This window comes from Amycolatopsis sp. VC5-11 (assembly GCF_037034185.1).
GTDB classification, from domain to species: domain Bacteria; phylum Actinomycetota; class Actinomycetes; order Mycobacteriales; family Pseudonocardiaceae; genus Amycolatopsis; species Amycolatopsis nivea.
On record NZ_JBAGKF010000016.1, the window covers coordinates 83,852 to 110,530 of the forward strand.

General features: G+C 69.7%; 24 protein-coding genes. 8 read left to right on the plus strand and 16 right to left on the minus strand.

The window, feature by feature from the left end; translation table 11 throughout:
* Positions 1-62 precede the first annotated feature (62 nt).
* Both WA670_RS34655 and WA670_RS34660 read left to right on the plus strand, forming a co-directional pair.
* Positions 63-707, plus strand: coding sequence for a TetR/AcrR family transcriptional regulator C-terminal domain-containing protein (locus WA670_RS34655; protein ID WP_037816204.1), 645 nt, complete (start codon positions 63-65; stop codon positions 705-707).
* On the plus strand, positions 704-2,167 hold the full coding sequence (locus WA670_RS34660; RefSeq protein ID WP_336160442.1) for an FAD-binding oxidoreductase: 1,464 nt from the start codon (positions 704-706) through the stop codon (positions 2,165-2,167). The genes WA670_RS34655 and WA670_RS34660 overlap by 4 nt, the downstream gene beginning before the upstream one ends.
* Here the strand turns inward: WA670_RS34660 and WA670_RS34665 are convergent.
* Both WA670_RS34665 and WA670_RS34670 read right to left on the minus strand, forming a co-directional pair.
* On the minus strand, positions 2,155-2,607 hold the full coding sequence (locus WA670_RS34665) for a GNAT family N-acetyltransferase (RefSeq protein WP_336160443.1): 453 nt from the start codon (positions 2,605-2,607) through the stop codon (positions 2,155-2,157). The genes WA670_RS34660 and WA670_RS34665 overlap by 13 nt on opposite strands.
* Positions 2,608-2,612: 5 nt before the next feature.
* Positions 2,613-4,058, minus strand: a complete 1,446-nt coding sequence (locus tag WA670_RS34670) for an aldehyde dehydrogenase family protein (RefSeq protein WP_336160444.1) — start codon at positions 4,056-4,058, stop codon at positions 2,613-2,615.
* Between the two features lie 129 nt (positions 4,059-4,187).
* On the opposite strand from WA670_RS34670, the gene WA670_RS34675 reads away from it, so the two are divergent.
* Positions 4,188-4,835 (plus strand): rhomboid family intramembrane serine protease, encoded by a 648-nt coding sequence (locus WA670_RS34675; RefSeq protein ID WP_336160445.1) that lies wholly within the window; start codon positions 4,188-4,190, stop codon positions 4,833-4,835.
* Here the strand turns inward: WA670_RS34675 and WA670_RS34680 are convergent.
* On the minus strand, positions 4,768-5,313 hold the full coding sequence (locus WA670_RS34680; protein WP_134731464.1) for a DinB family protein: 546 nt from the start codon (positions 5,311-5,313) through the stop codon (positions 4,768-4,770). The two genes, WA670_RS34675 and WA670_RS34680, sit on opposite strands and share 68 nt — an antisense overlap.
* A gap of 117 nt (positions 5,314-5,430) precedes the next feature.
* Here WA670_RS34680 and guaA point away from each other — a divergent pair, with 117 nt between their 5' ends.
* Positions 5,431-6,987 (plus strand): glutamine-hydrolyzing GMP synthase, encoded by a 1,557-nt coding sequence (gene guaA, locus WA670_RS34685; RefSeq protein WP_078870587.1) that lies wholly within the window; start codon positions 5,431-5,433, stop codon positions 6,985-6,987.
* Positions 6,988-7,035: 48 nt separating this feature from the next.
* Here the strand turns inward: guaA and WA670_RS34690 are convergent, their stop codons facing one another.
* The 5 genes from WA670_RS34690 to WA670_RS34710 form a co-directional block, all read right to left on the minus strand.
* The gene (locus tag WA670_RS34690) at positions 7,036-7,266 is read right to left on the minus strand and encodes a hypothetical protein (protein WP_336160447.1); all 231 of its coding nucleotides are present in this window, start codon (positions 7,264-7,266) and stop codon (positions 7,036-7,038) included.
* The gene (locus WA670_RS34695; RefSeq protein WP_336160449.1) at positions 7,259-8,551 is read right to left on the minus strand and encodes a PspC domain-containing protein; all 1,293 of its coding nucleotides are present in this window, start codon (positions 8,549-8,551) and stop codon (positions 7,259-7,261) included. Before WA670_RS34695 ends, WA670_RS34690 begins: the two co-directional genes overlap by 8 nt.
* 353 nt (positions 8,552-8,904) lie before the next feature.
* Positions 8,905-9,456 (minus strand): DUF3558 family protein, encoded by a 552-nt coding sequence (locus WA670_RS34700; RefSeq protein ID WP_078870586.1) that lies wholly within the window; start codon positions 9,454-9,456, stop codon positions 8,905-8,907.
* Entirely contained in the window at positions 9,456-9,950 is a 495-nt protein-coding gene (locus WA670_RS34705; protein ID WP_037816195.1) for a hypothetical protein, read from the minus strand. The genes WA670_RS34700 and WA670_RS34705 overlap by 1 nt, the downstream gene beginning before the upstream one ends.
* 83 nt (positions 9,951-10,033) lie before the next feature.
* Positions 10,034-11,491, minus strand: coding sequence for a hypothetical protein (locus WA670_RS34710; RefSeq protein WP_336160453.1), 1,458 nt, complete (start codon positions 11,489-11,491; stop codon positions 10,034-10,036).
* A gap of 155 nt (positions 11,492-11,646) precedes the next feature.
* Between WA670_RS34710 and WA670_RS34715 the strand changes: the two genes are divergently transcribed.
* Both WA670_RS34715 and WA670_RS34720 read left to right on the plus strand, forming a co-directional pair.
* Positions 11,647-13,005, plus strand: coding sequence for an ATP-binding protein (locus tag WA670_RS34715; RefSeq protein WP_442893149.1), 1,359 nt, complete (start codon positions 11,647-11,649; stop codon positions 13,003-13,005).
* Positions 13,002-13,718 (plus strand): response regulator, encoded by a 717-nt coding sequence (locus WA670_RS34720; RefSeq protein ID WP_107051117.1) that lies wholly within the window; start codon positions 13,002-13,004, stop codon positions 13,716-13,718. The genes WA670_RS34715 and WA670_RS34720 overlap by 4 nt, the downstream gene beginning before the upstream one ends.
* Here WA670_RS34720 and WA670_RS34725 read toward each other — a convergent pair.
* Positions 13,715-14,623 carry a DMT family transporter gene (locus WA670_RS34725; RefSeq protein ID WP_037816193.1) on the minus strand — a complete coding sequence of 303 codons (909 nt, stop codon included), beginning with the start codon at positions 14,621-14,623 and terminating at the stop codon, positions 13,715-13,717. The genes WA670_RS34720 and WA670_RS34725 overlap by 4 nt on opposite strands.
* 104 nt (positions 14,624-14,727) lie before the next feature.
* On the opposite strand from WA670_RS34725, the gene WA670_RS34730 reads away from it, so the two are divergent.
* Entirely contained in the window at positions 14,728-15,630 is a 903-nt protein-coding gene (locus WA670_RS34730; protein WP_037816192.1) for a LysR family transcriptional regulator, read from the plus strand.
* A gap of 7 nt (positions 15,631-15,637) precedes the next feature.
* On the opposite strand, the gene WA670_RS34735 is transcribed toward WA670_RS34730, so the two are convergent.
* The 7 genes from WA670_RS34735 to WA670_RS34765 form a co-directional block, all read right to left on the minus strand.
* Positions 15,638-16,771: a serine/threonine-protein kinase gene (locus tag WA670_RS34735; protein WP_336160455.1), complete on the minus strand. Its 1,134-nt coding sequence runs from the start codon at positions 16,769-16,771 to the stop codon at positions 15,638-15,640.
* Positions 16,772-16,784: 13 nt separating this feature from the next.
* Entirely contained in the window at positions 16,785-18,431 is a 1,647-nt protein-coding gene (locus tag WA670_RS34740; RefSeq protein ID WP_037816190.1) for a serine/threonine-protein kinase, read from the minus strand.
* A gap of 212 nt (positions 18,432-18,643) precedes the next feature.
* Positions 18,644-19,543: a hypothetical protein gene (locus WA670_RS34745; RefSeq protein ID WP_037816189.1), complete on the minus strand. Its 900-nt coding sequence runs from the start codon at positions 19,541-19,543 to the stop codon at positions 18,644-18,646.
* A gap of 252 nt (positions 19,544-19,795) precedes the next feature.
* Positions 19,796-21,469 carry a hypothetical protein gene (locus WA670_RS34750; protein ID WP_336160458.1) on the minus strand — a complete coding sequence of 558 codons (1,674 nt, stop codon included), beginning with the start codon at positions 21,467-21,469 and terminating at the stop codon, positions 19,796-19,798.
* A gap of 347 nt (positions 21,470-21,816) precedes the next feature.
* The gene (locus tag WA670_RS34755; RefSeq protein WP_037816187.1) at positions 21,817-22,122 is read right to left on the minus strand and encodes a hypothetical protein; all 306 of its coding nucleotides are present in this window, start codon (positions 22,120-22,122) and stop codon (positions 21,817-21,819) included.
* A 57-nt stretch (positions 22,123-22,179) separates the two neighbouring features.
* Positions 22,180-22,476: a chorismate mutase gene (locus WA670_RS34760; protein ID WP_009072470.1), complete on the minus strand. Its 297-nt coding sequence runs from the start codon at positions 22,474-22,476 to the stop codon at positions 22,180-22,182.
* A gap of 162 nt (positions 22,477-22,638) precedes the next feature.
* Positions 22,639-23,073 (minus strand): DUF1707 SHOCT-like domain-containing protein, encoded by a 435-nt coding sequence (locus tag WA670_RS34765; RefSeq protein WP_037816186.1) that lies wholly within the window; start codon positions 23,071-23,073, stop codon positions 22,639-22,641.
* Between the two features lie 133 nt (positions 23,074-23,206).
* Here WA670_RS34765 and pcrA point away from each other — a divergent pair, with 133 nt between their 5' ends.
* Positions 23,207-25,621: a DNA helicase PcrA gene (gene pcrA, locus WA670_RS34770; protein ID WP_037816185.1), complete on the plus strand. Its 2,415-nt coding sequence runs from the start codon at positions 23,207-23,209 to the stop codon at positions 25,619-25,621.
* Positions 25,622-26,679 lie beyond the last annotated feature (1,058 nt).

The window sequence follows — 26,679 nt, forward strand, 5'->3', positions numbered from 1 at the left end:
CTTACGCTGCAAGAGACGAGCACAGTGGTACCTTACGGCGTAAGAAACGTCAAGGGGGACCAGTGTCCGATCGGAGGGCCCGACCGCGCGCCGGGCTGACCAGGGAGCGGGTCGTGGACGCCGCGCTCGCGTTCGTGGACGAGCACGGCATCGCCGCGCTGTCGATGCGCAAGCTCGGTGCCGAACTCGGCGTGGAGGCGATGACGCTCTACCACTACGTGCCGAACAAGGAAGCGCTGTTCGACGCGCTGGTCGACCGGCTCGTCTCGGCGCTGGCCGGGATCGAGCCGGAGCCGGGGGAGTCCGGCCAGCAGTGGCTTGGCCGGGTCGCCCGCGCGTACCGGGAGCAGTTGCTCGCGCATCCGGGCGTGCTGCCGCTCGCCGCCACCCGCCCCGCGGTCAGCCCGGAGTCGTTGCAGGTGATCGAAACCGCATTGCGGCTGCTGGAGTTGCCGCCGGCGCGCGGACTCGACATGGTGAACGCCGTGATGACCTTCGTCCTCGGCCACACGCTCGCCGAGGCGGGCCGTACGCCCGGCGCGAAGTCCGATGTGGACAGTCTCGCGCACCTTGACGAGGACCGCTTTCCGCTGCTCGCGCAAGCCCTGCGGGACGGGGCCCGGCACGCCGAGCGGTTCGAATTCGCCCTTCGGGCATTACTCGCTGGACTTTTCGCAACCCATTCACGGTCTGAGGCGTCTGAATGAACATGACACTGGGGAGAAGGACGTTCCTGCGCGCCGCCGGGTTGACGGCGGTCGGCGCGGTGGCCGCGGCCTGCACAGCGAAACCGGGACCGTCGGTGCCGCAGACCAGCCCGACGACGAGAACGTCCGTACCGCCGAGCACCAGCTCGAAGCCGTCCGGGCCGCCGGACTGGAACGCGTTGCGCGGCAAACTCTCCGGCGACCTCGTGCTGCCTTCCGACGACGGATTCGCCACCGCGAAGCGGGCGTTCAATCCGCTTTTCGACGGACACAATCCCGCTGCGGTGGCGAAATGCGCGAAGCCGGAGGATGTGCAGGCGTGCGTCGAAGCGGCCGGCGGACGGGTTCCGCTCGCCGCGCGCAGCGGCGGGCACAGTTATGCCGGGTATTCCGCGCCGGACGGCGGGTTGGTGCTCGATGTCGGCGGCATGGCCGGTGTCGACGTCCAGGGCGATCAGGCGGTGATCGGCGCGGGCGCGAAACTCGGCGACGTCTACTCGGCGCTCGCGAAGGCCGGCCGTTGCCTGCCCGCGGGTTCGTGCCCGACCGTCGGCATCGCCGGGCTCGCGCTCGGCGGCGGAATCGGCGTGCTGACCCGCAAATACGGCCTGACCTGCGACCGGTTGCAGGCCGCGCAGATCGTCACGCCGGACGGCAAGCTGCGCACGGTGAGCGCGCAAGCGGACGACGACCTGTTCTGGGCACTGCGCGGCGGCGGGGGCGGAAACTTCGGGGTGGTCACGTCGTTCACCTTCACCACGGTGGAAGCGCCGACCGTCACGGTGTTTTCGCTGAAGTTCCCGTCCGGTTCGGCGAGCGACGTGGTCGACGCGTGGCAGCGCTGGCTGCCGAGCGCCCCGCCCGAACTGTGGTCGAACTGCGTGGTTTCCGGCGGCCCGAGCGGAGCCTGCCGGGTCGGCGGGGCGTTCGTGGGTACTTCAGCGGGCCTGACGTCGGCGCTCAGCGGATTCTCGGTGACGCCGTCCAGCCGCACGATGAAAACCCTCAGCTACGGCGCGGCGATGAACTACTTCTCCGGCAGTTCCGAACGGCAGACCTTCGTGGCGTCGTCACGCATCATCACCGATCCGGTCGACGGCGGGAAGATCGCCGATCTCGCTTCCGGGCACAAGGGAATGGACCTGCTCATCGACGGCCTCGGCGGCGCGGTCGGCGACATCGCGCCCACCGCAACGGCGTTCCCGCACCGGAAAGCGCTGGCCAGCATTCAGGTCTACGCCCCGGCAACGGAGAGCAGCCAGGACACCGCACGCAAGTCTGTGTCCACTGTGGTCGCTGGACTGGCGGACGCGGGCGCGCGCGGCGGCTACGTGAATTACATCGACCCGGACCTGCCGGACTGGAAGTCGGCCTACTACGGCGACAACGCGGCTCGGCTGGACCAGGTGGCGAAGAAGTACGACCCCAACGGGGTTTTCAAGTTCGCTCAGTCGGCTTGAGGCGGGGGCCAGACGTAACGCACGTCTGGCGCACCCTCTTCATTTCGCTGCCCGTCGGTGTATTCGACGGCGACGAAACCGTGGCGGCGGTAAAACCGTTGTGCTGGCTCGTTGACCTGGAACGTCCACAGGGCCAGCCCGTCGGGGCGGAGCTGTTTGGCCAAGTCGACCAACAGGTCTCCGACTCCGCGGCCGCGCCACGGAGGGTCGAGATAAAGCTGTGCCAGTTCCGCGCCGTCGAGCACGAGCAGTCCGGCCACAGTGGACTCGGCGACCGCGACCCAGGTTTCCTGCTGCGGAACCACGACATTCGCGAACCACCAGCGCACCGCGTCGTCATCGTGGGCGCGGCGAACTGTCGGCAACGCGGCGGAGAACGACCGCAGCCACACGTCGGCGATGTCGCGTGCGTCCGCGGCCGTTGCCCGTCGCAAGTCCACTGTGGTCAGAGGTCGACCCCGGTGAAAACAGTGACCCGCTCCTCGGTCAGGTCGTTCATCGCCGACAGCACGCCCTCCCGGCCGATGCCCGATCCCTTCACGCCGCCGTATGGCATCTGGTCCGCGCGGTACGACGGCACGTCACCGATGATCACGCCGCCGACCTCCAATTCCGCCGACGCGTGGAAGGCCAGCTGCACGTCACTGGTGAACACCCCAGCCTGCAGTCCGTACGCGGATGCGTTCACCGAAGCGAAAGCCTCGTCCACACCATCCACAATGGACACCGCGAGAACAGGCCCGAAGATTTCCTCCGACCAGGCCTTGGCATCCGCGGGCACGTCGGTCAGCAGCGTCGGCGCAACCGTTGCGCCCGAACGGGTTCCGCCGGTCAGCACCCGGGCACCGCCGGCCACGGCTTCCTCGACCCACTCGATGATCCGTTCCGCGGCCGCCTCGTCGACGACCGGGCCGACGTCGGTGTTGCGGTCGTACGGATCGCCGGTCTGCTGTGCCTCGACGGCCTCGGTCAGCGCGGGCACGAACTCCTCCGCGATCGCCGCGTCCACGATCACCCGCTGCACCGCGATGCACGACTGGCCCGCCTGGTAGTTCCCGAATGTCGCGATCCGTTGCGCGGCACCCTCGACGTCCGGCCAGTCGCGCAGCACAACCGCCGCGGCGTTGCCGCCCAGTTCGAGCACCACGTGCTTGCGCGCAGCCGCGTCCGCGATCGACCAGCCGACCGGTCCCGAACCGGTGAACGAAACCACCGGCAGCCGCGGGTCGGCGACAAGCGCTTGCGTTTCCTCGTTTCCCAGCGGCAGCACGGAAAACGCGCCTTCCGGCAGGTCGGTCTCGGCAAGCAGTTCGCCAAGCACCAGCGAGGACAGCGGCGTACGCGGGGCAGGCTTGACGATGATCGGCGCGCCGACCGCGAGCGCGGGCGCGACCTTGTGTGCCACCAGGTTCAGCGGGAAGTTGAACGGCGCGATCCCGAGCACCGGCCCGCGCGGCACCCGGCGGGTCAGCGCGAGCCGGGCGTCGCCGGACGGATCGGCGTCGAGCCGTTGCATTTCGCCGCTGAACCGGCGAGCCTCCTCGGCCGCGATCCGGAACACCGACACCGCGCGCTTCACCTCGGCCTCGGCCCACTTCAGCGGCTTGCCGTTCTCGGCCGTGATCACCTCGGCGAGTTCGTCGGCCCGCATCGCGATCCCGCGCGAAACCTGCTCCAGTGCGGCCGCGCGCTGATGCGCGGGAGTGCGCCGGAACTCCTTCGCGACCGAGGCCGCCGCGGCCACCGCCCGTTCCACCTGGTCAGCGCCGGGCACCGCGACCGTCGCCACTTCGCTGCCGTCGAACGGGTGGTGCACCACGAGGGTGCTCGCGCCCTGCTCAGCCTGACCGGCGATCCACGCGGCCCGCGGCTGTGGGGTGATCGTGTCCATGGGCTCAAGGTATTAGGGAGCGCCAAGCCCGGCACGCCGGACTCGGTCCTTCGATTGTGGCTTCTGTCCTGGCGTCGAGATGACATTTGTCGGGGGTCCCTGGCACCCGCCCGGCATATCGTTCGGCCCATGACGAACTCCGTGGCCTCTCGTTGGACCGAAAGCCCGTCGCGGGCCTTCTTCGCGCGGGTCGGAACACCGCGCCGTCCGGTGCTGACCGGCGCGGTGTTTCTCGTGACCGCAGTCGTGCTCGTTGCCCAGCTGGCGGATCCGGCGCTCTTCGACCGCTTCAAGCGCGACGCCGCCGCGATCGACGCCGGAGAGTGGTGGCGGCTGCTGACCGGCATGTTCTTCCAAGACGGCAAGATTTTCGGCGGGATTTTCAACCTGCTCGCCCTCGCCGCGGTCGGCACCTTCGCGGAATGGTGCCTTGGCCGGGTGTCCTGGTTCGTCCTGTACTTCGGCTGCGGACTGTTCGGCCAGTACCTCAGCTACGTCTGGCTGAACTCGGTCGGGGCGGGCAACTCGATGTGCGTCGCCGGGCTGCTCGGCGCGCTCGCGGTGGTGGTGTGGCGGGCGCGCGAGGCCGAGCCGCCGCAAGCGCTCTACCGCGCCGCGCTGCTGATCGTGCCACTGGCGGTGCTCGACACGGTGCTGCACGACAACCACGGCATGCCCGCGCTGCTCGGCATCGCGCTGGGGCTGCTGGTCACCGGTTTCGGTAAAGGTCGCGCAGCAGCAGGATCTCCGCGCAGTGGTGGATCATCTCTCGGTTGATGTGCAGGACGAGCGCGGCCATCGACAGCTCCGCGTACGGGCCTTCAGCGGGACCGCACGGGCGCGCCAACGCTTCGGCGTCGAGGCTGCGTACGCCGGCGATCCAGGTCGCGTACGCGTCGTCGAGTTGCTTCAGCGCTTCGTCGGCAGTGCCCGCGTACGGGAAGTCCTGATAGGACACCGGCGGTCCGCCGAAGTGCGACGCGGAGCGCATGCCCAGCACGCCGGGGATGATGTGGGCCAGCCGCCACGCGATGGTGGTCACCGGCGGCGGAGTCGGCTCCGGGAACGAGAAATCGACCGTGAAGTCGCCGGTGCCCGGGTCGTTCTCGCTCGTGCGGGGGTGCACCGTCCAGCAGTCCGCGACCGGCTGCCAGAAGTACTCGTCGTCGGTCAGCCCCTCCAGCTTCGGGCGCACGTGGTGCTGCCAGTGCCAGTCGAGTTGCTCGGTCAGTTCGTTGGTCCAGTCGTTGGTCATGCGGGAACGGTAAGCCGGTTCGCGGACAGCGGCTGTCCTCATTACGGGGCCATTGCCGACGTGACGGGGCCCACCTGGGACGATGGTGGCAAAAGCGCTGATACCTGGAGGTCTTGGGTGGCCACTCCCACCGGTCCGGTACTCGTCATGGACTTCGGGGCGCAGTACGCGCAGCTGATCGCCCGTCGCGTGCGCGAGGCGCAGATCTTCTCCGAGGTCGTGCCGTCCAGCGCGACCGTCGAGGAGCTGCTCGCCAAGAACCCGTCCGCGATCATCCTGTCCGGCGGCCCGTCGAGCGTGTACGCCGAGGGCGCCCCCGCGATGGACCCGAAGCTGGTCGAGGCCGGCGTGCCGATCCTCGGCATCTGCTACGGCCACCAGCTGCTCGCCCGCGCGCTCGGCGGCGTCGTCGAGCCGACCGGCGTGCGCGAGTTCGGCCGCACCGACGTGCGGATCGTCGGCGAGGGCGGCGTCCTGCACACCGGGCTGCCCGATCACCAGACGGCGTGGATGAGCCACAACGACAGCGTCACCAAGGCTCCCGAGGGCTCGGTCGTCACGGCCAGCTCCGACGGGGCCGAGGTCGCCGGGTTCGAGGACGTCGAGCGGCGCTTCGCGGGCGTGCAGTACCACCCGGAGGTGGCGCACTCGCCGCACGGCCAGGAGGTGCTGCGCCGGTTCCTGTACGAGATCGCCGGCGTGCGGCCCGGCTGGACCACTTCGTCCATTGTGGACGAGCAGGTCGCCGCGGTCGCCGCGCAGATCGGCGAGGGACGGGCCATCTGCGGCCTGTCCGGCGGCGTTGACTCCGCGGTCGCCGCGGCGCTCGTGCAGCGCGCCATCGGAGACCGGCTGACCTGCGTGTTCGTCGACCACGGCCTGCTGCGCGCGGGGGAGCGCACCCAGGTCGAGCGCGATTTCGTGGCCGCGACCGGGGTCAACCTGGTCACCGTCGACGCGCGCGAGCGGTTCCTGAACGCGCTGGCCGGCGTCACCGACCCGGAGCAGAAGCGCAAGATCATCGGCCGCGAGTTCATCCGCGTGTTCGAGCAGGCCGAACGCGACCTCAAGGCGCAGGGCGACTACCGGTTCCTCGTGCAGGGCACGCTGTACCCGGACGTCGTCGAATCCGGCGGCGGCGAGGGCACCGCGAACATCAAGAGCCACCACAACGTCGGCGGCCTGCCTGACGACCTGCAGTTCGAGCTGGTCGAACCGCTGCGGCTGCTGTTCAAGGACGAGGTCCGCCGGGTCGGGCTCGAACTGGGGCTGCCGGAGACGATCGTGCAGCGCCAGCCGTTCCCCGGGCCGGGCCTCGGCATCCGGATCATCGGCGAGGTGACCGCGGACCGGCTGGAGACCCTGCGCGAGGCGGACGCGATCGCCCGCGAGGAACTCACCGCGGCCGGGCTGGACCAGGAGATCTGGCAGTGCCCGGTGGTGCTGCTCGCGGACGTCCGCAGCGTCGGCGTCCAGGGCGACGGACGGACGTACGGTCACCCGATCGTGCTGCGCCCGGTGTCGTCGGAGGACGCGATGACCGCCGACTGGACGCGGCTGCCGTACGAGGTGCTGGAGCGGATCTCGACCCGGATCACGAACGAGGTGTCCGAGGTCAACCGCGTGGTGCTGGACGTGACGAGCAAGCCGCCGGGCACCATCGAGTGGGAATGACGTGAAAAAACGGGGCCCGGAAATGTCCGGGCCCCGTTTTTTTGTGTCTCAGGGCCGTCGTTTGCGGGACGACGCGCCGAGCATCAGGATCCCGCAGAACACCGCGCCGCCCGCGATGATCCAGCGGAAGTCGAAGGTCGGCAGCCAGCTCGAGCCGTCGGTGAGGACGTAGCCGGACACGAGCAGCGTCGCGACCCCGACGACCAGGGTGATCCAGTCGACCCCGCGGCGGCGAGCCGGGGCTTCGGGCTCGTCGTAGGAGTAAGGGTTCTCAGCCACGGCGCACCTCCACCTGGCCCACGCCGTTGGTGACGTGGAGCGTGATCTTCTGTCCGCCGACGTTGTCGTCGCCGTTGTCGGTCCCGGTGACGGCAGGCTGGCCGACGCCGTTGGACGTGCGGTTCAGGCAGTCGACCTCACCGGCGCTGTTCTCGCAGGTGAACGTCACGTCCGCGGTGCGGGGCACGATGACCTCGGTGTTTCCGGCGCCGTTGGAGACCGTGGTGGTGATCGGCTCGCTCGCGGCCAGCTGGGTCAGGTCGATCTTCATGTTGCCCGCGGTGTGCCGGTAGACCGGCTGCAGCTCGGCCACCGTACGCGGAGTGGCGGACAGGTCGCCGACGCCGCCGCGCACGTCGAGGTTGTCGAACGTGCTGGTCGTGAGCACCATCCCGGCGACCGACAGCGGAATCGCGAGCCCGATCAGACCGCGTGCGCCGCGAGCGAACGCCCCCGCCACGAGCCCGACCCCCAGCACGGCGAGCGTCATGCCGATGATGTGCCGCAGCGAGAACCAGTCGAACCCGTTCAGCGCGAGCGCGACGCCGACGCCGGCCACGATCACCGCGACCCCGAACGTGGCAGCCCCGATCTTGGACCGCGGCCGCGGCGGCCGGTGCTCGTAGTTGTTGTAGTCGCCTGCCGGAGGCGGCGGCGGTGGCGGTGCCGCCGGATCGGGCAAATCCCAGCCCGCCGGGTCGGCGGCCAGCGGATCCCAGCCCGGTGCCGCCGCCGCGGGAGTCGGGGTGTCGCTGTTCATCGTGAAAGCTCCGGTTCCGGAAGCGGTTCCGTCCGCCGCGAACGCGACGATCGGCGCCGGTCGGTTGTCCTGCCCGCGGGTGCGATGCAGGAGATAAAGGCACGTGGCGAGCAACGCGAACCCGATCAGGCCGCCGCCGTCGAACCAGCCGCCGCCGAACGTCCACCCGACAACCGGAATCACCGCGACCGTGAGCACGGCCGCGAAGGCCTTCGTCATGCTCGACTGCCCGCGCCCGATCAACGCCTCGAAGCCGGAAACCTCGTCGCCCTCGGAGGGGAAGAACAACCAGCCGAGCAGGTAAAGCACCAGCCCGAACCCCCCGAAAACGGTCGCCGCCGCCAACGCGACCCGAATCACCACCGGGTCAATCCCGTAGCGATCCCCCAGCCCAGCCGCGACCCCAGCAACCTTCCGACCCGAGTGCGGCCGCCGAGGCCTGCTGGCCCAGAAGTCCTTGACGGTCTCCTCGAACCCGTTCAGGGGGTTCGTACGGGGAGGCCGCACGTCGTTCGCACCACTCATGCTTCACAGCATGGTCGATGGAGTGGGGCGGCACATCGGGGAAGGTCCCTGAGGTTATCCCCGAGATGCGGCCCTGGCGTGGGGCTCGTTCCGGCTGAGGACTGTCGTCGCACTGCTGTAGGCCTGCTCTTCGAGCAGGCTTCGGTAACGGGAGCAGCGGCTTCAGCTTGCTGGCCGAGTCTTCCGCGGTCTGACACGAGATAGCGGTGTCCGTACCACGGGTTACGTCGAGCATCGCCGGGGTTCCGGATGTTGTCCGTGTACTGCTGACCTTATTAGAGAAGAAGTCCTATGGTGGCCAACTTTGCCGTTGACGAAGGTCGGCGACTCGTACGGCTTCTAGCGCGGCGAGATCAGCCTTTCGGAAGCAGGGGATCTAGCTTGACCGCTAGGTCTCGGGCCGCCGCACATGCTACGTCGGTGTCACTGCCGTTTGTGACATCGATGAGCGCGCGAGAGTTGGTCGCGACAGCCAGCTTGATCACACATGATCCACTTGAACCGATTGGCTGGCGCTCCTCGATTAAGGGGCGGCCGTTGACGTTGCCGGCGTGCGCCTTGCTGGGGTCGGCAACGTTGTCGGTGTAGCGCTGACCGGCCTGCAAAGTGAGCCCGATGACGCCAGCGTCCGGTCCGTCGCCTGGCTTCTTGGACACGCAAGAGCGCTGTGAATCGGCGACCGAGGGGGTCGCTTTGGAAAAACCTCGGCCAGCCAGGATTTGATCCAGCAGCGCGCACTGGTTCCTCGCGGCAAAAGGATTTTCAGAAGAGGCAGGCGGTGCGGCGGTCGGAGGGGGTGCTTGGCTTGTTCCGGCGGTCCCGTCGACGGTCTTGTCGCACGCGGTCAGCATCACCGTGGCCGCGCCGAGCAGGAGCAGGGTTTTCGGGACTCGCGATGCGATCATCAGTTGTCAATTTTCTTGTTGATCTGATCGAATGACTTCTTGTGAGTGTGGTCGGTTTCGCGGTAATTTTTGCGCGCGATGGCGAGAGCGTCTCTGGCGGTTTCAATGGCATCCCGCATGAGGACAAGGTTAGGCAGCATTGCGTCGCCGCCTACGGCTGCTACTTCGACATTGAACCCTGCTACCAAGGTCGCGTATGGCGAGCTGCCCATTTTGGCGAACTCGGTGAGGAGGGTCAGGTCGTGGATCATCGTCTTGTAGCCGTCGAGGAAAAAATTGCAGGCCTTCATGTAGGCGTTGAACCCGGCCTCATTGACCGCGAACGAGCCGTTTTGGGCCAACGTTTTCAGCGTGTTCCCGGCCTCGCGCATCTTCTCCGCGGCTTCGTGGCTCCCCGGGCCCTCGGTGAGTCCCGCTAAGAAGGCGTTGCCCGCTGTGTCGGCCGCGGAAGAGTTTCCAGAGAGCGGCTCCGGGTTTACTTCGATTCCTGACATCAGCTGCTCCTGTGTCTACGTATGCGCTCGAGATGCGAAGGCCCTGGCGCGGCGAAGGACATCCGCGCGTCTGGCAGCTGGAATCAGCCGCCGAGAACCGGGGGAGTGATCTTCTCCCCGTCCGGCCCACGTTCCGGCTTGACCTCGAAGACCTCGTCCGGATCGACCTGTGTCGGGATCTTGTTCTTGTGTTCCTTGTCCTCTTCCTTCTTCTTCCCGGCACCCGCCGCGCCGGCGCCAGCACCCCCGGCACCCGGCTTTCCGCCCTTTCCAGCGTTCGCAGCAGCAGTAGCGCCGCGCTCAAGCCGCTCAGCAGCGCCCTTGCCGCCGGACTCGCCGGGCTTCCCGGAGCCGCCCGAACCAGCACCGCCGGTCACGCGGCCACCGGCGCCACCTCGACCAGCGCCGCCTGACCGGCTGCGCGGCGTGTCCTCGCCGGAGCCGGAGTTCCCGCCGCCGCCACCGCCCAAAGCGAGCCCTTCCGGAGAAAACCGGCCGCCGATGTTCGGCGTGGTCCGCAGGCTGTTCCCGCCCCCTGACACCGCGGGGTTGCTGAGCGGCCCGGTGCCGGTGTTGATTCCCGGTCCGGGGCTGTAAGGAATGCCCGGGGAATTGCCTCCGCCTGGCGGGAAGGAGTTGACCGGAGGGGGACCGCTCAGCGGCGGGTTTGTTCCCGTGAACCCGGTCCCGGGTCCACCGGTCACCGGCCCACCCGAACCCGGCCCGCTGTAAGGACCGCTCGAAGTCCCGCCGGACACAGTCACCGGCGCGGCGCTGCTGGCGTGAGTGCTGTCGTTGTTCATCTGCGGCGGCGGCGAATAAACCGGCTGCGTAGTCGACGTCTCGTGATACGTCGTGTCCAGCCCGTGCATCACCTGGACCGCCTGCTGGTGCGCGGCGTCGGCCTGCTGCTGCTTGGCCGCCACGTCGCCCATCGCGATCACGCCCTGCAGCGGGTTCCCGTTCTGGAACTGCTCGGTCGCCTTGGCCATCTCGGCCTTCTGGTCGAACCCCGTCGGCTCCGGCATGTTCTTGTGCGCGTAATCGGCCGCTGCGGACTGCTGGGAGTACCGGTTGGACACCAGCTGCATCGCGCTGCCGGTTTTTTCCGTGTGGTCCGCCGTGCTCTGGAAGAACGAATGCGCCTGCGCAGCGGCGGTTCCCTGCCACTCCGCACCCGCTGTGTTGGCCGCGTCGCGGAACTGATTGGACGCGTCCGCGAGCCAGTTGCCGTAGACGTTCGTCACGCGGCTGCGGTCGTTGATTCCCTCGAAGTCCAGGCCCTCGTTGACCATTTTGTGCAGGTCTTCGTGGCTGTACGACGCATAATTCGCGTCCGGTGCCGGCGCGTCCCCGCGGGTCTGCTGGCCCTGGAGCAGCTGCTGGCCCTGCTGGACCGAGTACTGCGAGGCATTCCGTTCAGTCGCGCTGCGCGTCTCCGGCGAGTCCTCGCCGGCTGCGAAGATCTGGTTCACGTTCTGCGTCCGGGCGTAGTAATCGCCTGCGGACTCGACGTGTTCCGCGCGATGCTGCTCGGTCATCCGGCCTCCCCGCCCCGTGTACGCACTGTGATCGCTCGCCCCCTGCATCGTACCGAGTCCCGGGAGGCGGCAGGGAGGTTCGCGGAATTTCCTCACCGGCGGCCATCTGGGGGAGTGGATCAGGGCCTTCCCCGATGTCCGGGCCGCTCCCGCGTGTGACGATGGGACTCGTGCAGGACTTTCTCGACATCAGTGCCCCGGGGCGGGTTTCCTCGACCGCCGAGGAGCCCTCGGCACTCGTGTCCGCCCAGGCGATGGAGGTCGCCGAACCCGAATCGCGGCCCAAGATGTACCGGCGGCGCTCCGGGCGGGCCGTCGCGGGCGTCGCGAGCGGGCTCGCCGATCACCTCGGGGTTCCGGTCGTCTGGGTCCGCGTCGTGTTCGCGTTGCTGGCCGCGCTCAACGGGGCCGGCCTGCTCGCCTACGGCCTGCTCTGGGTGTTCGTCCCGCAGAGCGCCGAGGAAACCGAAACCGCGCCTAAGGCCCGCGACCGCCAGCAAGCATACGGGCTGATCGCGCTCGGCATCGGGCTCGCGATCGCCAGCAGCACGCTCACCGGCGCCATCCGCGGCTGGGTCGCGGTGCCGCTCGCGCTCGCCGCGCTCGGTGCGGCGGTCGTCTGGCGGGAGGCGGACGAATCGCAGCGGCGGCGCTGGCGCGTCGGGGCCCGCGACGGGCTGGTCGGCGAGGGCGGCAGGCTCGCCGCGTTCGTCCGGATCCTCGCCGGGGTCGCGCTGGTCGCCACCGGCATCGGCTTCGTCGTGTTCGCCAGCGGCGACTTCGACCAGGTCAAATTCGCTCTGATCGCGGTGCTCGCGACGCTGATCGGCGTCGCCGTCCTCACCGTCCCGTTCTGGCTGCGGCTGGTCCGCGACCTCGGCGAGGAACGCCAGGCCCGCATCCGCACCGACGAACGCGCTGAAATCGCCGCGCACCTGCACGACTCCGTCCTGCAGACCCTCGCGCTGATCCAGCGCCAGGCCGACCAGCCCGCCGAGGTCGCGCGCCTCGCCCGCGGCCAGGAACGCGAGCTGCGCGGCTGGCTGTACGGCCCCGGCGGCTACGGCAAACCCAGCGACAAACGGACCAAGGAAGAGGAAGAAGGCACCCGCCAGCAACTGTCCGAGGCGCTGGCCGCGGCGTGCGGCGAGGTCGAGGACCAGTTCGCGATCTCGGTCGGCCAGGTCGTGGTCGGCGACGCCGAGCTGAACCCGCCGCTCACCGCGCTGGTGCAGGCCGCGCGCGAGGCGATCGTCAACGCGGCCAAGCACGCCGGCGTCGCCGAGGTCAGCGTGTTCGCCGAGGTCGAACCCACCGAGGTCACCGTGTTCGTGCGCGACCGGGGCAAGGGCTTCGACCCGGACGTCGTGCCCGCCGACCGGCACGGCCTCGCCGACTCGATCCGCGGCCGGATGGAACGCCACGGCGGCACCTGCAAGCTGCGCACCGCACCCGGCGAAGGCACCGAAGTCCAGCTCGCCATGCCGGTGAAGGCGGCCAAAGGGGTGGCATGACCTCGCTATGCTCGGGGGCAGGCGAAGCGAGGGAGTGGGCAGTCGTGACGGAAAGCCAGCGGGAACCGGTCAAGGTCTTCCTCGTGGACGACCACGCGTTGTTCCGCGCGGGAGTGCGCACGGAACTCGATTCGATCACCGACGAGGTGCAGGTGGTCGGCGAGGCCGGGTCGGTCGCGGAAGCGGTCGCCGGCATCGCGCGCACGCGTCCGCAGGTCGTGCTGCTCGACGTCCACATGCCCGACGGCGGCGGCGCCGAGGTGCTCCGCCGCGTGCGCCCGGAGCTGCCGGATGTCGTGTTCCTCGCGCTGTCGGTCTCCGACGCCGCCGAGGACGTCATCGCGGTGATCCGCGCCGGCGCGCGCGGGTACGTCACCAAGACGATCTCGTCGAAGGAACTCGTCCGCGCGGTGGTCCGGGTCGCCGACGGCGATGCGGTGTTTTCCCCGCGCCTGGCCGGTTTCGTCCTCGACGCCTTCGCCGACCGTCCCGGGTCCGCGCCGATCAACGACCCCGAACTGGACCTGCTCACCCCGCGCGAGCGCGACGTCCTGCGCCTGCTCGCCCGCGGTTACGCGTACAAGGAAATCGCGTCCGAGCTGTTCATCTCGGTGAAGACGGTCGAGACGCACGTGTCGAGCGTCCTGCGCAAGACCCAGCTGTCGAACCGCTACGAGCTCTCCCGCTGGGCCTCGGACCGCCGTCTCGTCTAGGCCGGAGTCAGTTCTTCTTCCGGGGTCACGGCCGGTTTGCGCTGCAACCGCGTCAACGCGACGCCGAGCAGCACCACGACCATGCCCGCGATCACGCGCAGGTTCAGCTGCTCGTGCAGGAAAACCGCGCCCAGCAGCACCGACACCACCGGCAGCAGATAACCGACCACCGACGCGGCCACCGCGCCTTCGCTCGCCAGCAGCTGGTAGTTGAGCGCGAACGCGATCCCGGTCGAACCGAGGCCGAGGATCACCACCGCGATCAGCGCGACCGGGCTCAGGTGCACCGGCGTCAGCCCGCCGAACGGCATGGCTAGCACCAGAAAACCCGTGGCCAGCAGCATCTGCCCGGCCGCGATCGCGTACGGCGAGGAGCCGGTGTTCGACAGGTACCGGCCTTCGTAGACGAACGCGAACCCGTAGCTCGCCGCCGCGGCAAGGCACGCCAGCGCACCCCAGCTGAGCAGCCCGGACGCCTGCCACGGCGCGAAGATCAGCAGAATCCCGCCGAGCCCGATCACCAGACCGGCGATCCGCGTCGCGGTCATCCGATTCGAGACCCCGAGGAACGGGGCCGCCACGAGCACCCAGAGCGGAGTGGTCGAGTTCAGCACCCCGGTGATGCCGGAGTCCACGGTGGTCTCGCCGACCGCGAAAAGCAGGAACGGCAACGCATTGTGGAAGAACGCCGCGACGAGCAGATGCCCCCAGGTGCTCCGTCGCGACGGCAGGCTCCGCCGCCCGATCAAGCACAGCGCCAGCAGCACCACGGCGCCCAGCACGAGCCGCGCGAGCACCAGCTGCACCGGGGAAAGCGCTTCAAGCCCGAGCTTGATCCAGAAAAAACTCGATCCCCACATCAACGCGAGCGCCGCGATCCTCAGCAGCGTCTTCGACTCGCCCACCCCAGGTTCCTCCTTTGCCTCGCTAGCCAGCTTCGCCGCGGCAAGGTGTAAGGACAAGCGAAAATAACTGCAGGGACAATTAAGCAAAGCTGTAGGATCGAGACATGCTCGATGTACGGCGCATGCAGGTGCTGCGCGCGGTGATCACGAGCGGTTCGATCACTGCCGCGGCGAGGAATCTCGGCTACACGCCGTCGGCGATCAGCCAGCAGCTGGCGGTGCTCGAACGCGAAGCGGGCACGCCGTTGCTGGAACGCGTCGGCCGCGGCGTCCAGCCGACCCCGGCCGGGACGTTGCTGTCCGAACACGCCGAGACGCTCAGCGCGGAGCTGGCCCGAGCCGAGGCCGCGCTCACCGAGCTGAAGGAAGGCCGCACCGGCAAGCTCGCCATCCGCTACTTCGCCACGGCGGGCGCGACGATGGTGCCGTACGCGGTGGCCGCGCTGCGCCGCGAACACCCCGGCGTGTGGCTCGATCTCAAGCTCATCGACCCGGGCGACCCGCTCACCGAGGTCGAGGAAGGCCGTGCTGACCTGGCGATCATCGTGTACCCGCGGCCGTCGGAGCCGGGCCGGGGCATCGAGCTGGTGCCGCTGCTGGACGACCCGTACCGCGCGGTCCTGCCGCGGGCGCACCGGCTGGCTCGCAAACGGGTCCTCGACCTCACCGACCTCGCCGAGGAACCGTGGGTCGGCGTCGACCCGATCCCCGGCGCCTGCCGCGCGATCCTGGAAGGCGCCTGCGCGTCGGCCGGGTTCCATCCGAACGTCGTGGTCGAGTCCGAGGACTATCCGTCGGCGCAAGGGTTCATCGCCGCCGGGCTCGGCGTCGGGCTGGTGCCGGAGCTGGGGCTCGGCACTCCGCATCCGGGAGTGGTCGTGCGCCGGGTCCGCAATCCGCAGCCGAGCAGGCACATTCACGCCGCGGTGGCCGCGCGCGTCGCGGGCAGCCCGGCCGTGCAGACGTTCCTCGAAGCCATGCAAGAGGCGACCGAGAACGTCGCCTGACATCGGCTCAGACGAACAGCAGCTGCGAAACGCCGATCCCGATCAGGATCGCGCACAGGATCGCCGCGACGGTGAGGATGATCCGTCGCCGCGCCGCCGCCTTCTCCCGAACAGCCTGCGCGGACGCGGCCTGCTGCGCCGGAGTGGGCGTGTACCGGGCGGTCGGCTGCTGCATCGTCTGCTGCTGCATTGGCTGCGCCGGAGCGGGAGCCTGCGGCACCTGCTGGACCGGAAGCTGCATCAGCGGAGCCGGTGGCTGCGGCTGTTGTTGCGGCAGAATCTGCTGGGTCGGCTCCGGGACATTGGGCGGCTGCACGGGCAGCGGCCGCGACGCCGGAAGCGTCGGCAACGCAGGCGCGGTCGGCGGGATGAACGCGGTCTGCTCGCGTCCGACGGTGATCGCCTTCAACGCGTGCACGGTGTCGTCCATGGTCGGCCGGGCCGCCGGGTCGGCGCGCAGCATCTTCTGCAACGCCCCGGCGAGCGGGCCGGCGTTCTCCGGCGGTCGTTCCGGGGACTGGCCGTCGTCACCGAACGGCGGCACACCCTCGACCGCCGTGTACAGCGTCGCGCCCAGCGAGAACACGTCTGCAGCTGCAGACGGAGGCGCGCCGCGCGTGACCTCAGGCGCCCGGTAAGCGGCGTGCGGACCGCCGCCGGTGATGCCGATATCGGTCAGCTTGACGCTGCCGTCGTCCGCGAGCAGCACCGTGTTCGGTTCGAGCGTGCGGTGGACGATGCCCGCCGAGTGAATCGACGCCATCGCGTCGCCGAGCTGGATGCCCAGGAACGCGGCCTGCTCCGGAGTGAGCCGGCCGTGCTCGGCGAGGAACACCGACATCCCGCGCGACGGGATGTACTCCATGACCAGCCACACGTCCTGGCCGTCGGGCAGCACGTCGTACACCGTGATCGCGCACGGGTGATCGATCCGCGCCGCGGCCTTGCCCTCTTCCATCGCCATCGCGCGCGCCTGTTCGGCACGGTCCGGCGGCAGGCCGACGGGCAGGTACATGCGTTTGACGGCGACGGTCCGGAACAGCCGCGTGTCGAACGCGAGCCACACGATGCCCGCGCGTCCGCGCCCGATCGGCTGGTCGAGCCGGTACCGCTCGCCGACGATGCTGCCTTCTGAACTCAATGCTGTCCCTGAATCATCCGGTAGGCGACGGCGGCCCGCTGGTCTCGCTCGGCGTCTTCGTCGGTTCCTTGGAACCCGTCGGCTTCGTCGGCTTGGTGTTCTGCGGTTGGGACGTTTCCTGCGTCGGAGTGTCCTCCGCAGAAGTGGTCCGCCGCGAGTGCCGCGTCGACTGGGTCTCGCGGGTCGCGCTTTCCCGGGAAGACGTAGGCGGGGACGTAGTGGTTGCTTCCGAAGGCGGCTGTGTGACGGACGTCGGCGCGACCGCGGACGACGAAACGGGCGGCGCGGGCTGCGAAGCGTCCGGCGGATTGCCCGGAGTCAGCAGCCACACGCCGAGCGCGACCAGGCCGACGACCACGACGCCGCCGATGATCGCGGGCTTCTTCCACGCGCCGGGCTTCTCGTCCTCGTCGTCCTCGGGCGCGGTCTGCACGCGGGTCCGCGGCGCGGGGTCCTCGTCGTACGGATCGTCCTCGTAGTGGTCCGGCACCGGCACCGCGCGGGTGGCGGCGAGGCCGTTGCGGCTCGGGTCGCCGTAGAGCGGCGGCTCCTGGTGGTAGCCGTCCTGGTGGTAACCGCGGTCGTCGTAGTCGTCTTCCGGGTAGCCGGAGCCCGGCGGGTACGGGTCCTCGTCGTAGTACTGCTGTGCGCTCGGGTCGTACTGCTGGGTGACGCCCGGGTCGTCGAGCAGCGTGCCGGAGTGGCCGGCCTGCTCGTCGTCCGGATGCAGCAGACCAGCGGCTGCCGCGCCACCGGCTGCACCGAGCGCGGCCGCGCCGAGGGTGCCCGAGGACGAGGCCATCATGGTGTCGGCGTCCGGACCGCCGAGCGGGGTCTCGCCGCGTGCGACCGCGGCCAGCAGCTCCTCGCATTCGTCGGCGGTGGGCCGGTGCTGGGTCTCCGGGTGCAGCAGCACCGCGAGCACGCTCGCCAGCGGACCGGACTGCCGCGGCGGGTTGATCTGCCCCGCGGCGACCGCGTGCAGCAGGCTCAGCGTGTTCTCGGACAGGCCGAACGGCGGCTGTCCCTCGCAGGCGGCGTACAGCGTCGAGCCGAGCGAGAAGACGTCCGACTCGGGGCCGGGGTCGCCGCCGATCGCGACCTCGGGGGCCAGGTAGGCGGGGGTGCCCGCGATCATCCCGGTCTTGGTGACCGTGACGTCGTCCTTGGCCCGCGAGATGCCGAAGTCGGTGATCTTCACCGTGCCGTTGCCCGCGAGCAGGATGTTGCCCGGCTTGATGTCGCGGTGCACGATGCCGACCGCGTGCGCCTCGCGCAGGGCGGCGGCGATCTGCGCGCCGATCCGGGCGACCTCCATCGGCGGCAGGGTGCCCTTTTCCTGCAGCACCTGCGCCAGGCTGGTGGACGCCAGGTATTCCATGATCAGGCAGGGCTGGCCGTTGTCGTCGGTGACGACGTCGAACACGGTGATCGCGTTCGGGTGGTGCAGCCGGGCGGCGATCCGGCCCTCGCGCATGGTGCGCTGCCGGGCGTCCTCCGCCTCGTGGTTCTCCAGCCCGGGCTGGAGAAGAAGTTGCTTGATGGCGACCGTACGGCCCAGCACCTCGTCGTGGGCGCGCCAGACGGCCCCCATCGCGCCGGAACCGATTTTCCCGACGATCCGGTACCGGTCGGCGACCAGACGACCCTCGTCGCTCACGCGACCTCCCTTTGGGGCTCCGACTTCCCGGGGCGGGACTGTTCTACCCCAAAGGGGTGAGTTCGAACCCGCCGCAGCACCGGAGCGTAGGCACCTGCTGTGGACCGTGTGCCGGTTTTGCCGAGACCGACCCGTGACAAGGCTAGGCGCTCACTCTGCGCACACGCACGCGGCACACTTCGGCCGACCCGCCACAACCACGTTCGCGCAGGTCAGGAGTAGACCGCGGACAGGACGCGGGCCTGCGAGATCACATCCTGCTCGACGACGTCGAACAATTGGGTCACGCGCAAGAGGGTTCCGTCGGCCTGGTGGACCAGCGCCACGGCGAAGACCGAACCGTCGTCCTGGACGTGCAGTTCCTGGACGTCGATCGAGTCGGCACCGCTCCACGCACGGACCAGATCGCCGGTTTCGCCGCGCGCGGCGCTCGGGCTGAGCAGCGAAAGCGCGTTCTCCGGCTGGTGGTCGATCGAGGCGTAGAACTTGCGCACCGCTTCGAGCTTCACCGGATCCGGCGCGGCCGCGGACGAGGTGGCGGACTTCTTGTGCGATTCCGCCGAGGGGGCGGTGCTCGAGGAGGCGGACGACGAAGTGCCGGAAGTGGTTTCCGGAGTCGTGGCGCCCGAGTTCGACGGCGTGGTGGCCGTCGAGCCGGTGTGCTGGGACTGCGTCGTGCTTTCGCTCTGCCCCGACGTCGTGCCGCCGGACGAGTGGACCTTGCGCTGCTGCGGCACGGCCTGCCCGCCGAGCGCTGCCGCGCCGCTGAACCCGGCGGGCATCGCGGCTCCTCCGGCGACCGGCACGGTGGGCCGAGGGCCGCCGCTGAGCAGCGAGGCGGTGACGACGGCGCCGGCGACGAGCGCGCCCGCTCCGACGAGCCCGGCCAGCTTCGCGCGGCGGGCGAGCTTGCTTTCGGGCTCTTCGACGGGTTCCGCGGCCTGGGCGACCGGGCGGCGGGTGCGCGGCGGCAGGTACTTCTGCGGTTCGCGGAACACCTGCTCGAGATATTCGCGGTCGGCCTCGGCCACGTCCTCGAGCAGTTCCGGCGGGATCACGTCCTCGACGCGCACGGCGTCGGGTTCTCGCCGGGTTCGCTGCCGTTCAAGCACGAAAGTCCTCGCTCTGGGGGTTCGGGGCGGGACACGACACGGTGGCGGTGTCCCCGGGGCGGTCCGAGGCGATTCGTGGTCGGCCCGGACCTCGTAGTCGCCAGGTAACCCTGTGCCGACCGGCTGCCGCCAGACTCCGTCGCCGGAATGCCGCCGTCGTACGACGAACGGCAGCTTATGTCACCCAACCGGACGAGGGAACAACCGCTCACCGCACCGCACGTGCATCGGCATTTGCAGACAGTGTGCTGGTCAGCGCCCGTCGTCGGTGATCTTGCCGTTGTCGTCGAAGGTGAGCGTCTGCTGCTCGGTGCTCTTGCTGCCGTCCTGGTGCGTGACCTCGACCGTGTTCACCGTGGTGCCGTGCTGCGGGTCGATGGTGACCTTCTTGACCTCGAAGTACGCGACGTCGGCGTAGCGCTTGCGCAGCCCCTGCGGGCCCTGCTGCTTGAGGTCGCCGGACGTGACCGACGAGGCCTCCGACGGGTCGGTTGTGACGTTGTTGAAGAACTTCTCCGAGTTGTTCCCCATCGTGTCCGCGTCGCCGGCGGTGAAGACCGGCGGTCCTTTCGTTTCCCGCTCAGCGGGAGTGACCGGCGGCTTCTGCGGCGGCTCGCTGGACGAGGGCGAGTCCGTGGTGGTCGGCGCGGACGTGCTGCTGCCGGTGCCGGTGCCGGGGCCCGCCGACGTGGTCACGCCTGCCGAACTGCTGCTCGCGGAACTGTTCGGACCCGAGCCCTGCTGCGGATGCGTGCCGTTGTCCGAGGTGACGCCGTCCGGGCTGGTGCTGGAGTCGCTGCGCGGGACGCTGCCGCCGACCCCGCCGTGCTGCCCGTTCGGGATGAGCGCGCTGAGGTTCGGGTTGCCGCCGTTCTGCCTGCCGGGCCAGCCGCCCCCGCCGACCGCGTCGGTCGTCGTGGTGGTGGGCCCGCCGACCAGGAACGTCCCGGCGAACAGCAGTCCGACGACCACCGCGCCGGACGCGCCGGTGGCGAACCACGCGGCCTTGCGCCAGGTCTTCGGCGGGGTGACGGACGCGGGCACCGAGCCGAGATCGAACGTGCCGAGGCCGTCCAGCAGCGGCGCGGCGTACACGCGCACCTCGTCGTCCTGCTGCTCTTGGCTCTCCCGCGCCGATACGGCCGGTTCGCCGAGCGTGACGCGCTGGCGCCGGGGCGGTTCCTCCGCGACCGGGTTCAGCTCGACCCGTTCGCGGGGGCTTTCCGGCCGGTTGGCCAGCGCGGCGGAGGTGGTGGCGACGCGTTCCTGCCGGGTGCGCCGGGTCGGCTGGGGGAGTGCGCTTTCCGGCGGGGCAAAGGCGCGGTGCTCCTCGGGGATCCGGTCCTGCGGGGGAGCGAAGGCGGCGCGGGATTCGGGCTGACGGGCCAGCGGGGCCGCGACCTGCTGGTCTTGGGGGGTGCCTGGCTGGGCTGGGGCGGCGGTCTGGTGGCCGCGAGGTTCGGACGGCTGTCCGGGGAAAGCAGCGGTCTGGCGAGGCTCGGCCAGCCGGTCCGGAGCGGAGGCCTGGCGGCGCGGGGGTTCGACGGGGGCGCGGCGATCGCTCGTCGTCCGGCGGCGCTGCGGCTGCGGCAACGGCGGTTCGCCGATCGGCAACGTGCCGCTCGCGGTGGGGAAGACCGGCTGGTTGGGGGCCGGGCGGTTCCCGTCGTCGGGCACGCGGTCCGCGCGCGGGGCCGGTGCGCCGCGCAGCCGCGGGTTCTCGCTGCCTCGCTGCATCGGGGCGCCGTCGACGGCAGGCACGGCACCGGTGCGGTGCCGGTGATGTCCGGCGGTGCGGGGCGGCACCACCGGGGTCCAGGTGCCGTCGGCGCGGACGCGGTGCCGTCCGGGAACGGTGACCTCGGCGTCCGACACCGCGCCGGGACGGTCCGCGTGCCGCCGACCGCCCATCGTGTTTCCCGTCATGCCGGTTCGACCCCTCCGCGAGGGGGGCGTGACGGCGCCGGGGCGGTCGTCAACCCGAACGGAGCAGGGACGAGGAGAACGACGCTTGCGTCCACACTTGCGAACTCCCGCGCAAATGCACGCGCACGCGGAGAACGGCGCGCGGAGCCGCAGCTCCCGCGCGTCCTCCGGGCATAGCCCGGCGCAGACGCCAGGGTCCTCACGGACTTCACAGTAGGAAACCGGCAGGCGAATGTCTTCACCCATCCTGCAACTTGCACCGGTTTCACTCGACCGGGCGCGCCCGAACGGGCGGCACGTCACGCAGCGCAGCGTCCCGCCCGGCGTTTGCCCAGTTCGGGGCCTCGTCAGCCGCCGCTGCGGTACTTCGCCTGCGTGGACTGGAGGGCCTTCATCGACGTCGCGCCGCTACCGACCGCGATGACGATGGCGAGAACGTCCAGCACGACGTTGCCGGAAGTGAGCAGCCACGCGAACAGCGAGGCCGCCGTGGCGCCGCCGGCCAGAGCCCAGCGGCTGCGCACGTACTGCGCCACCGGGGCCCCGCCCGCCCGCTTGCCCGCCGCGTTGTTCAGCAGCGCCAGGTAGCCGACGTGGCCGAGGGCCGCCAGCACGCTCGCGATCGCGATGATGACGGCGATGAGGTTAATCATGTGTCCAGTCTGCCCGGTTTCCCTGCCGCGCGAATCGGGGATGCCCCGGATACCGGGTCAGCGGCCCAGCCTGCCGCGCCCGAGGTTCAGCAGCAGCATCGCCAGCTGACGGCCCTCCGGACCCAGTTCGCGGTAGCGCGCCAGCACGTCCATCTCGCGGTTGTAGACGATTTTCGTGCCGCCCGCGGCCATCCGGGCCGCGCCGATGGTCTTCGACACCTCGACCCGGCGCTTCACGAGCCGGAGGATTTCGGAGTCGAGCCAGTCGATCTCCTCGCGAAGCGACGAGATGTCCTCGCCCGCCGGGGTGTGCTCGGCGGGCTGTCCGTCGGCGTTCTGCGTCTGCGCGTTCATCGGGACCTCTCTGAAGTCCGGACTCCCTGTCCCAGGGACGGCGAAAGCCCCGGGTCCAGTGGACTCCGGGGCTGCGGGTGATGGCGGGTGGGGCACTACGCGATCACGGGAGCCGGAGTCCGGGTCCCGTAAAAAAATCGCTCGCTGCTGTGCCGCACGGATTCAGTATGGCACAGGCGCGCCCGGCCGCCCGCGGAACGCCCGCACCCGCGCGTGCAGCACCAGGCTGATGAACAGCCAGAACAACGGCATCGCCGGCCAGAAGAAGAACGCGCCGCCGATCGCCCAGCGGACGATCAGCAAGGTCGCGAGCACGGCGACGATGCCGAGGTGGACGCGCAGCGCCGGATGTTCGCGCAGCGCGGCCCGGGTCAGCGGCCAGCCGCCGCCGCGCGGCCGGGCAGGAGCCGGCCGGGGGAGATCGGCGGTGAGTTCGCCGAGTTCGTCGGTGTAGCGGGTGGCGTAGACCGTGCGCAGCCGCTCTTCCACCTCTTCGAGAGTGAGCCGTCCGTCGGAACCGGCGGCCTGGATGGTCTCGGCGACGCGCTCGCGATCGCCGTCGGAAGCCCTCAGCCGGGCGGGAATCTTGTCGTCCATGCCATTCGATGCTCCGCGCCGCGGCGGCGTCGCGCGTCGGATGCGAGGCGACACTGCGGCGTACGTCCGGAAGCGCAGGCCGACCCGTGGCTGTTCCGGGACTGTCGTACCCCCGGGGTAGCGTTGACAGACGATGGACACCCTCTTCGATCTCCCCGCAGACCCGCCCGCCCGCGCTGCCCGGCCGGGAACCGCAGACCTGCTCGAGGACCTCAACCCCGCCCAGCGCGAGGCGGTGACGCACGCCGGAGGTCCGCTGCTGGTCGTCGCGGGAGCCGGATCGGGCAAGACGCGCGTGCTCACGCGCCGGATCGCCTACCTGCTCGGCCAGCGCGGCGTGCATCCGGGCGAGATCATGGCGATCACGTTCACCAACAAGGCCGCCGCCGAGATGCGCGAACGCGTCGCGGCGCTCGTCGGCAAGCGCGCGAACGCGATGTGGGTGTCCACGTTCCACTCGATGTGCGTGCGGATCCTGCGCCGCGAGGCGAAAACGCTCGGCATGTCGTCGAGTTTCTCCATCTACGACTCGGACGACACGAAGCGGCTCATCACGCTCGTGGCGCGCGATCTCGACATCGACCCGAAGAAGTACGCCGCGCGCACGCTCGCGGTGCACATCTCGAACCTGAAGAACGAGCTGGTCGATCCGGACGACGCGGTCTCGAAGGCGGCGAACGACCTGGAGCGGCGGGTCGCCGAGGTCTACACTGAGTACCAGCGCAGGCTGGCGAGCGCGAACGCGTTCGACTTCGACGACCTGATCATGCGGACAGTGTCGTTGCTGCAAGCGTTCCCGGACGTCGCGGAGTACTACCGGCGGCGCTTCCGGCACGTCCTGGTCGACGAGTACCAGGACACCAACCACGCGCAGTACACCTTGGTGCGCGCACTCGCCGGCACCGAAGCCACGGACACCGGGATCGAGCCCGCCGAACTGTGCGTGGTGGGTGACGCGGACCAGTCCATCTACGCCTTCCGCGGCGCGACCATCCGCAACATCGAGGAATTCGAACGCGACTTCCCGAACGCGCACACGATTCTGCTGGAGCAGAACTACCGTTCCACGCAAACGATCCTGTCCGCGGCCAACGCGGTGATCGCCCGCAACCCCAACCGGCGAGCCAAGCGGCTGTGGACCGATTCGGGCGACGGCGAGAAGATCGTCGGCTACGTGTCGGACAACGACCACGACGAGGCCGCGTTCGTCGCGGGGGAGATCGATTCGCTGGCGGAGAAGGGCGAGGCGGACTACTCGGACGTCGCGGTGTTCTACCGCACCAACAACCAGTCGCGAGTGTTCGAGGAAATCTTCATCCGGCTCGGCCTGCCGTACAAGGTCGTCGGCGGCGTGCGGTTCTACGAACGGCGCGAAGTGCGGGACATGATCGCGTACCTGCGCGTCCTCGCGAATCCCGATGACACGGTCAGCCTGCGGCGGATTCTCAACGTCCCGAAGCGCGGCATCGGCGACCGAGCCGAAGCAGTCGTGGCGACGCACGCGGAACGGGAGCGCATCTCGTTCTGGGCCGCACTGCGCGACGCGGTCGACGACAAGGTGGCGCTGCTGAACCCGCGCTCGGCCAAGGCGATCACCGGCTTCGTGACGCTGCTGGACGAACTGCAGGAGATGGCGTCGTCCGGCACCGAGGTCCACGACCTGCTCGAAGCGGTCCTGGAGCGCACCGGCTACCGCGCGGAGCTCGAGGAATCGGACGACCCGCAGGACGCGTCGCGCGTCGAAAACCTCACCGAACTGGTGACGGTGGCACGCGAATTCGCCGAGTTCACCGCCGAGGTCACCAACGACGAAAACGCGGAACTGGTCTTGGACGACGGCGTCCCCGCCCCAGGTTCTCTGCCCGCCTTCCTGGAACGAGTCTCGCTCGTCGCAGACGCCGACTCGATCCCGTCCCCAGACGGCGGCGAAGAAGGCGACGGCGGCGCGGGCGTGGTCACCCTGATGACCGTGCACACCGCCAAGGGCCTGGAATACCCGGTCGTCTTCTGCACCGGCTGGGAAGACGGAGTCTTCCCGCACATGCGCGCCCTGGGCGACCCGGCTGAACTGGCCGAAGAACGCCGCCTGGCCTACGTGGCGATCACCCGTGCGCGGCAACGACTTTACGTATCCCGCGCCCTCACCCGGTCGGCGTGGGGACAGCCGCAGATGAACCCCGCGTCCCGCTTCCTGGACGAGCTGCCACCGGACCTGGTCGACTGGCGCCGCCTGGAACCGTCCTCCCCAGGCTTCGGCAACTTCGGCTCCTCGTCCGGTTCCTCGTCAGGCCCCCGAGCCGCGACGACGTGGGGCCGCCGGTCCTCCTCGTCGTCGACGTCCTCGAGCTCGCCGTTCGGCAAGGCGTGGAAGGACACGGTGGCGCTGAAACTGGACGTCGGAGACCGCGTAAGCCACGACAAGTACGGCCTGGGCACCGTTATTTCTTGCGACGGCATCGGCCCCCGCGCGACGGCGACGATCGACTTCGGAGCTTCCGGGAAGGTCCGGCTGATGCTGATCGGCAGTGTGCCGATGGTCAAACTCTGAGGTCTGCTGAGCCTTCGGCTACGACACTTTCGGCCGCGGCGGCTACGGCTGCTGCAGTTTTGATCCGCCAGCGGCTGCGGCTGCGGCTACGGCTGCTGTGACTGTTACGGCTGACGCGGCTTCGGTGGTTTGATCCTCCGTGCCGTGCCGTGCCGTGCCGTGCCGTGCCGTGCCGTGCCGTGCCGTGCCGTGCCGTGCCGTGCCGTGCCGTGCCGTGCCGTGCCGTGCCGTGCCGTGCCGTGGGCCCGATTCTCCGCAGTCCGGCGCGCCAGAGGGACTGTCCAAGCTGACTCGCCACAGTGAGCACTGGCCGCCGCCAACACCGCAGCACTGCTCTGGGCTCCACGCTGCCTTTCGCGCAACGTCGCCCCTCAGCTCCCATTGCCTCTCCAGGCGTCAGCCCCGCACGTCTCGCGCGTGATGCTTCCAGCCGTGGCAGGCCACCCCTGTCGGTACCGCGAGCCGTCCTCCCCGCGAAGCCTTCCTCGTCGTCCTCCGGTACAGGTCCACTCGCCCTAGTTTCCCGCTGGCGGTGCCAAAACTCGGCGTCGCCCGGGGCCCTGCGCGGCTTCCGCCTGTTCCCAGCCTCCTGCCGCAGCCCACTCCTGCCCGGTGTCGGACGCCTGCCCGCCCCGTCCGGGACATCTTTCGCCGGACCGAGTGAACTCCCCAGCGAACCCACCGATCTTGTCGGTCCCCTCCGGCATACTGAGTTCATCGAACACAAGTTCGATGAAATGCGGTAGGCTATGGAAGGGACGCAGGGATGGACGCGGTGCTGTTTGGGGTATTTGCCGCTGGGGTACAGGAGTACTTGAGGAGAGTCGCGGGGACGGTTGCTGTGGGGACGGCAGCTTGGCCAGCTCGGGACGTGCCAGGGGATGTGGCACGGCTGGCCGCAGCATGGCGCGCGCTGCTGAGACAGCACGCATTAGGACCAGACGGCAGATGCGTCGTCTGCGGAGGAACATCGCGCGCTGACGAGGGACTCGCGCGATGGATGCCATGGCGAAGACGCGCGGACCTGTGCACAGTGTGGCAGGTAGCAGTCGCCTACT

What these genes read in the sequence shown, in the direction of transcription:
- WA670_RS34695 (WP_336160449.1), bottom strand. Translation starts at nt 8,551, where the DNA reads ATGAGTGGTGCGAACGACGTGCGGCCTCCCCGTACGAACCCCCTGAAC.
- WA670_RS34700 (WP_078870586.1), bottom strand. Translation starts at nt 9,456, where the DNA reads ATGATCGCATCGCGAGTCCCGAAAACCCTGCTCCTGCTCGGCGCGGCC.
- WA670_RS34670 (WP_336160444.1), bottom strand. Translation starts at nt 4,058, where the DNA reads ATGGACACGATCACCCCACAGCCGCGGGCCGCGTGGATCGCCGGTCAG.
- WA670_RS34675 (WP_336160445.1), top strand. Translation starts at nt 4,188, where the DNA reads ATGACGAACTCCGTGGCCTCTCGTTGGACCGAAAGCCCGTCGCGGGCC.
- WA670_RS34750 (WP_336160458.1), bottom strand. Translation starts at nt 21,469, where the DNA reads ATGACGGGAAACACGATGGGCGGTCGGCGGCACGCGGACCGTCCCGGC.
- WA670_RS34720 (WP_107051117.1), top strand. Translation starts at nt 13,002, where the DNA reads ATGACCTCGCTATGCTCGGGGGCAGGCGAAGCGAGGGAGTGGGCAGTC.
- WA670_RS34765 (WP_037816186.1), bottom strand. Translation starts at nt 23,073, where the DNA reads ATGGACGACAAGATTCCCGCCCGGCTGAGGGCTTCCGACGGCGATCGC.
- WA670_RS34755 (WP_037816187.1), bottom strand. Translation starts at nt 22,122, where the DNA reads ATGATTAACCTCATCGCCGTCATCATCGCGATCGCGAGCGTGCTGGCG.
- WA670_RS34660 (WP_336160442.1), top strand. Translation starts at nt 704, where the DNA reads ATGAACATGACACTGGGGAGAAGGACGTTCCTGCGCGCCGCCGGGTTG.
- WA670_RS34730 (WP_037816192.1), top strand. Translation starts at nt 14,728, where the DNA reads ATGCTCGATGTACGGCGCATGCAGGTGCTGCGCGCGGTGATCACGAGC.
- WA670_RS34680 (WP_134731464.1), bottom strand. Translation starts at nt 5,313, where the DNA reads ATGACCAACGACTGGACCAACGAACTGACCGAGCAACTCGACTGGCAC.
- WA670_RS34760 (WP_009072470.1), bottom strand. Translation starts at nt 22,476, where the DNA reads ATGAACGCGCAGACGCAGAACGCCGACGGACAGCCCGCCGAGCACACC.
- WA670_RS34705 (WP_037816195.1), bottom strand. Translation starts at nt 9,950, where the DNA reads ATGTCAGGAATCGAAGTAAACCCGGAGCCGCTCTCTGGAAACTCTTCC.
- pcrA (WP_037816185.1), top strand. Translation starts at nt 23,207, where the DNA reads ATGGACACCCTCTTCGATCTCCCCGCAGACCCGCCCGCCCGCGCTGCC.
- WA670_RS34710 (WP_336160453.1), bottom strand. Translation starts at nt 11,491, where the DNA reads ATGACCGAGCAGCATCGCGCGGAACACGTCGAGTCCGCAGGCGATTAC.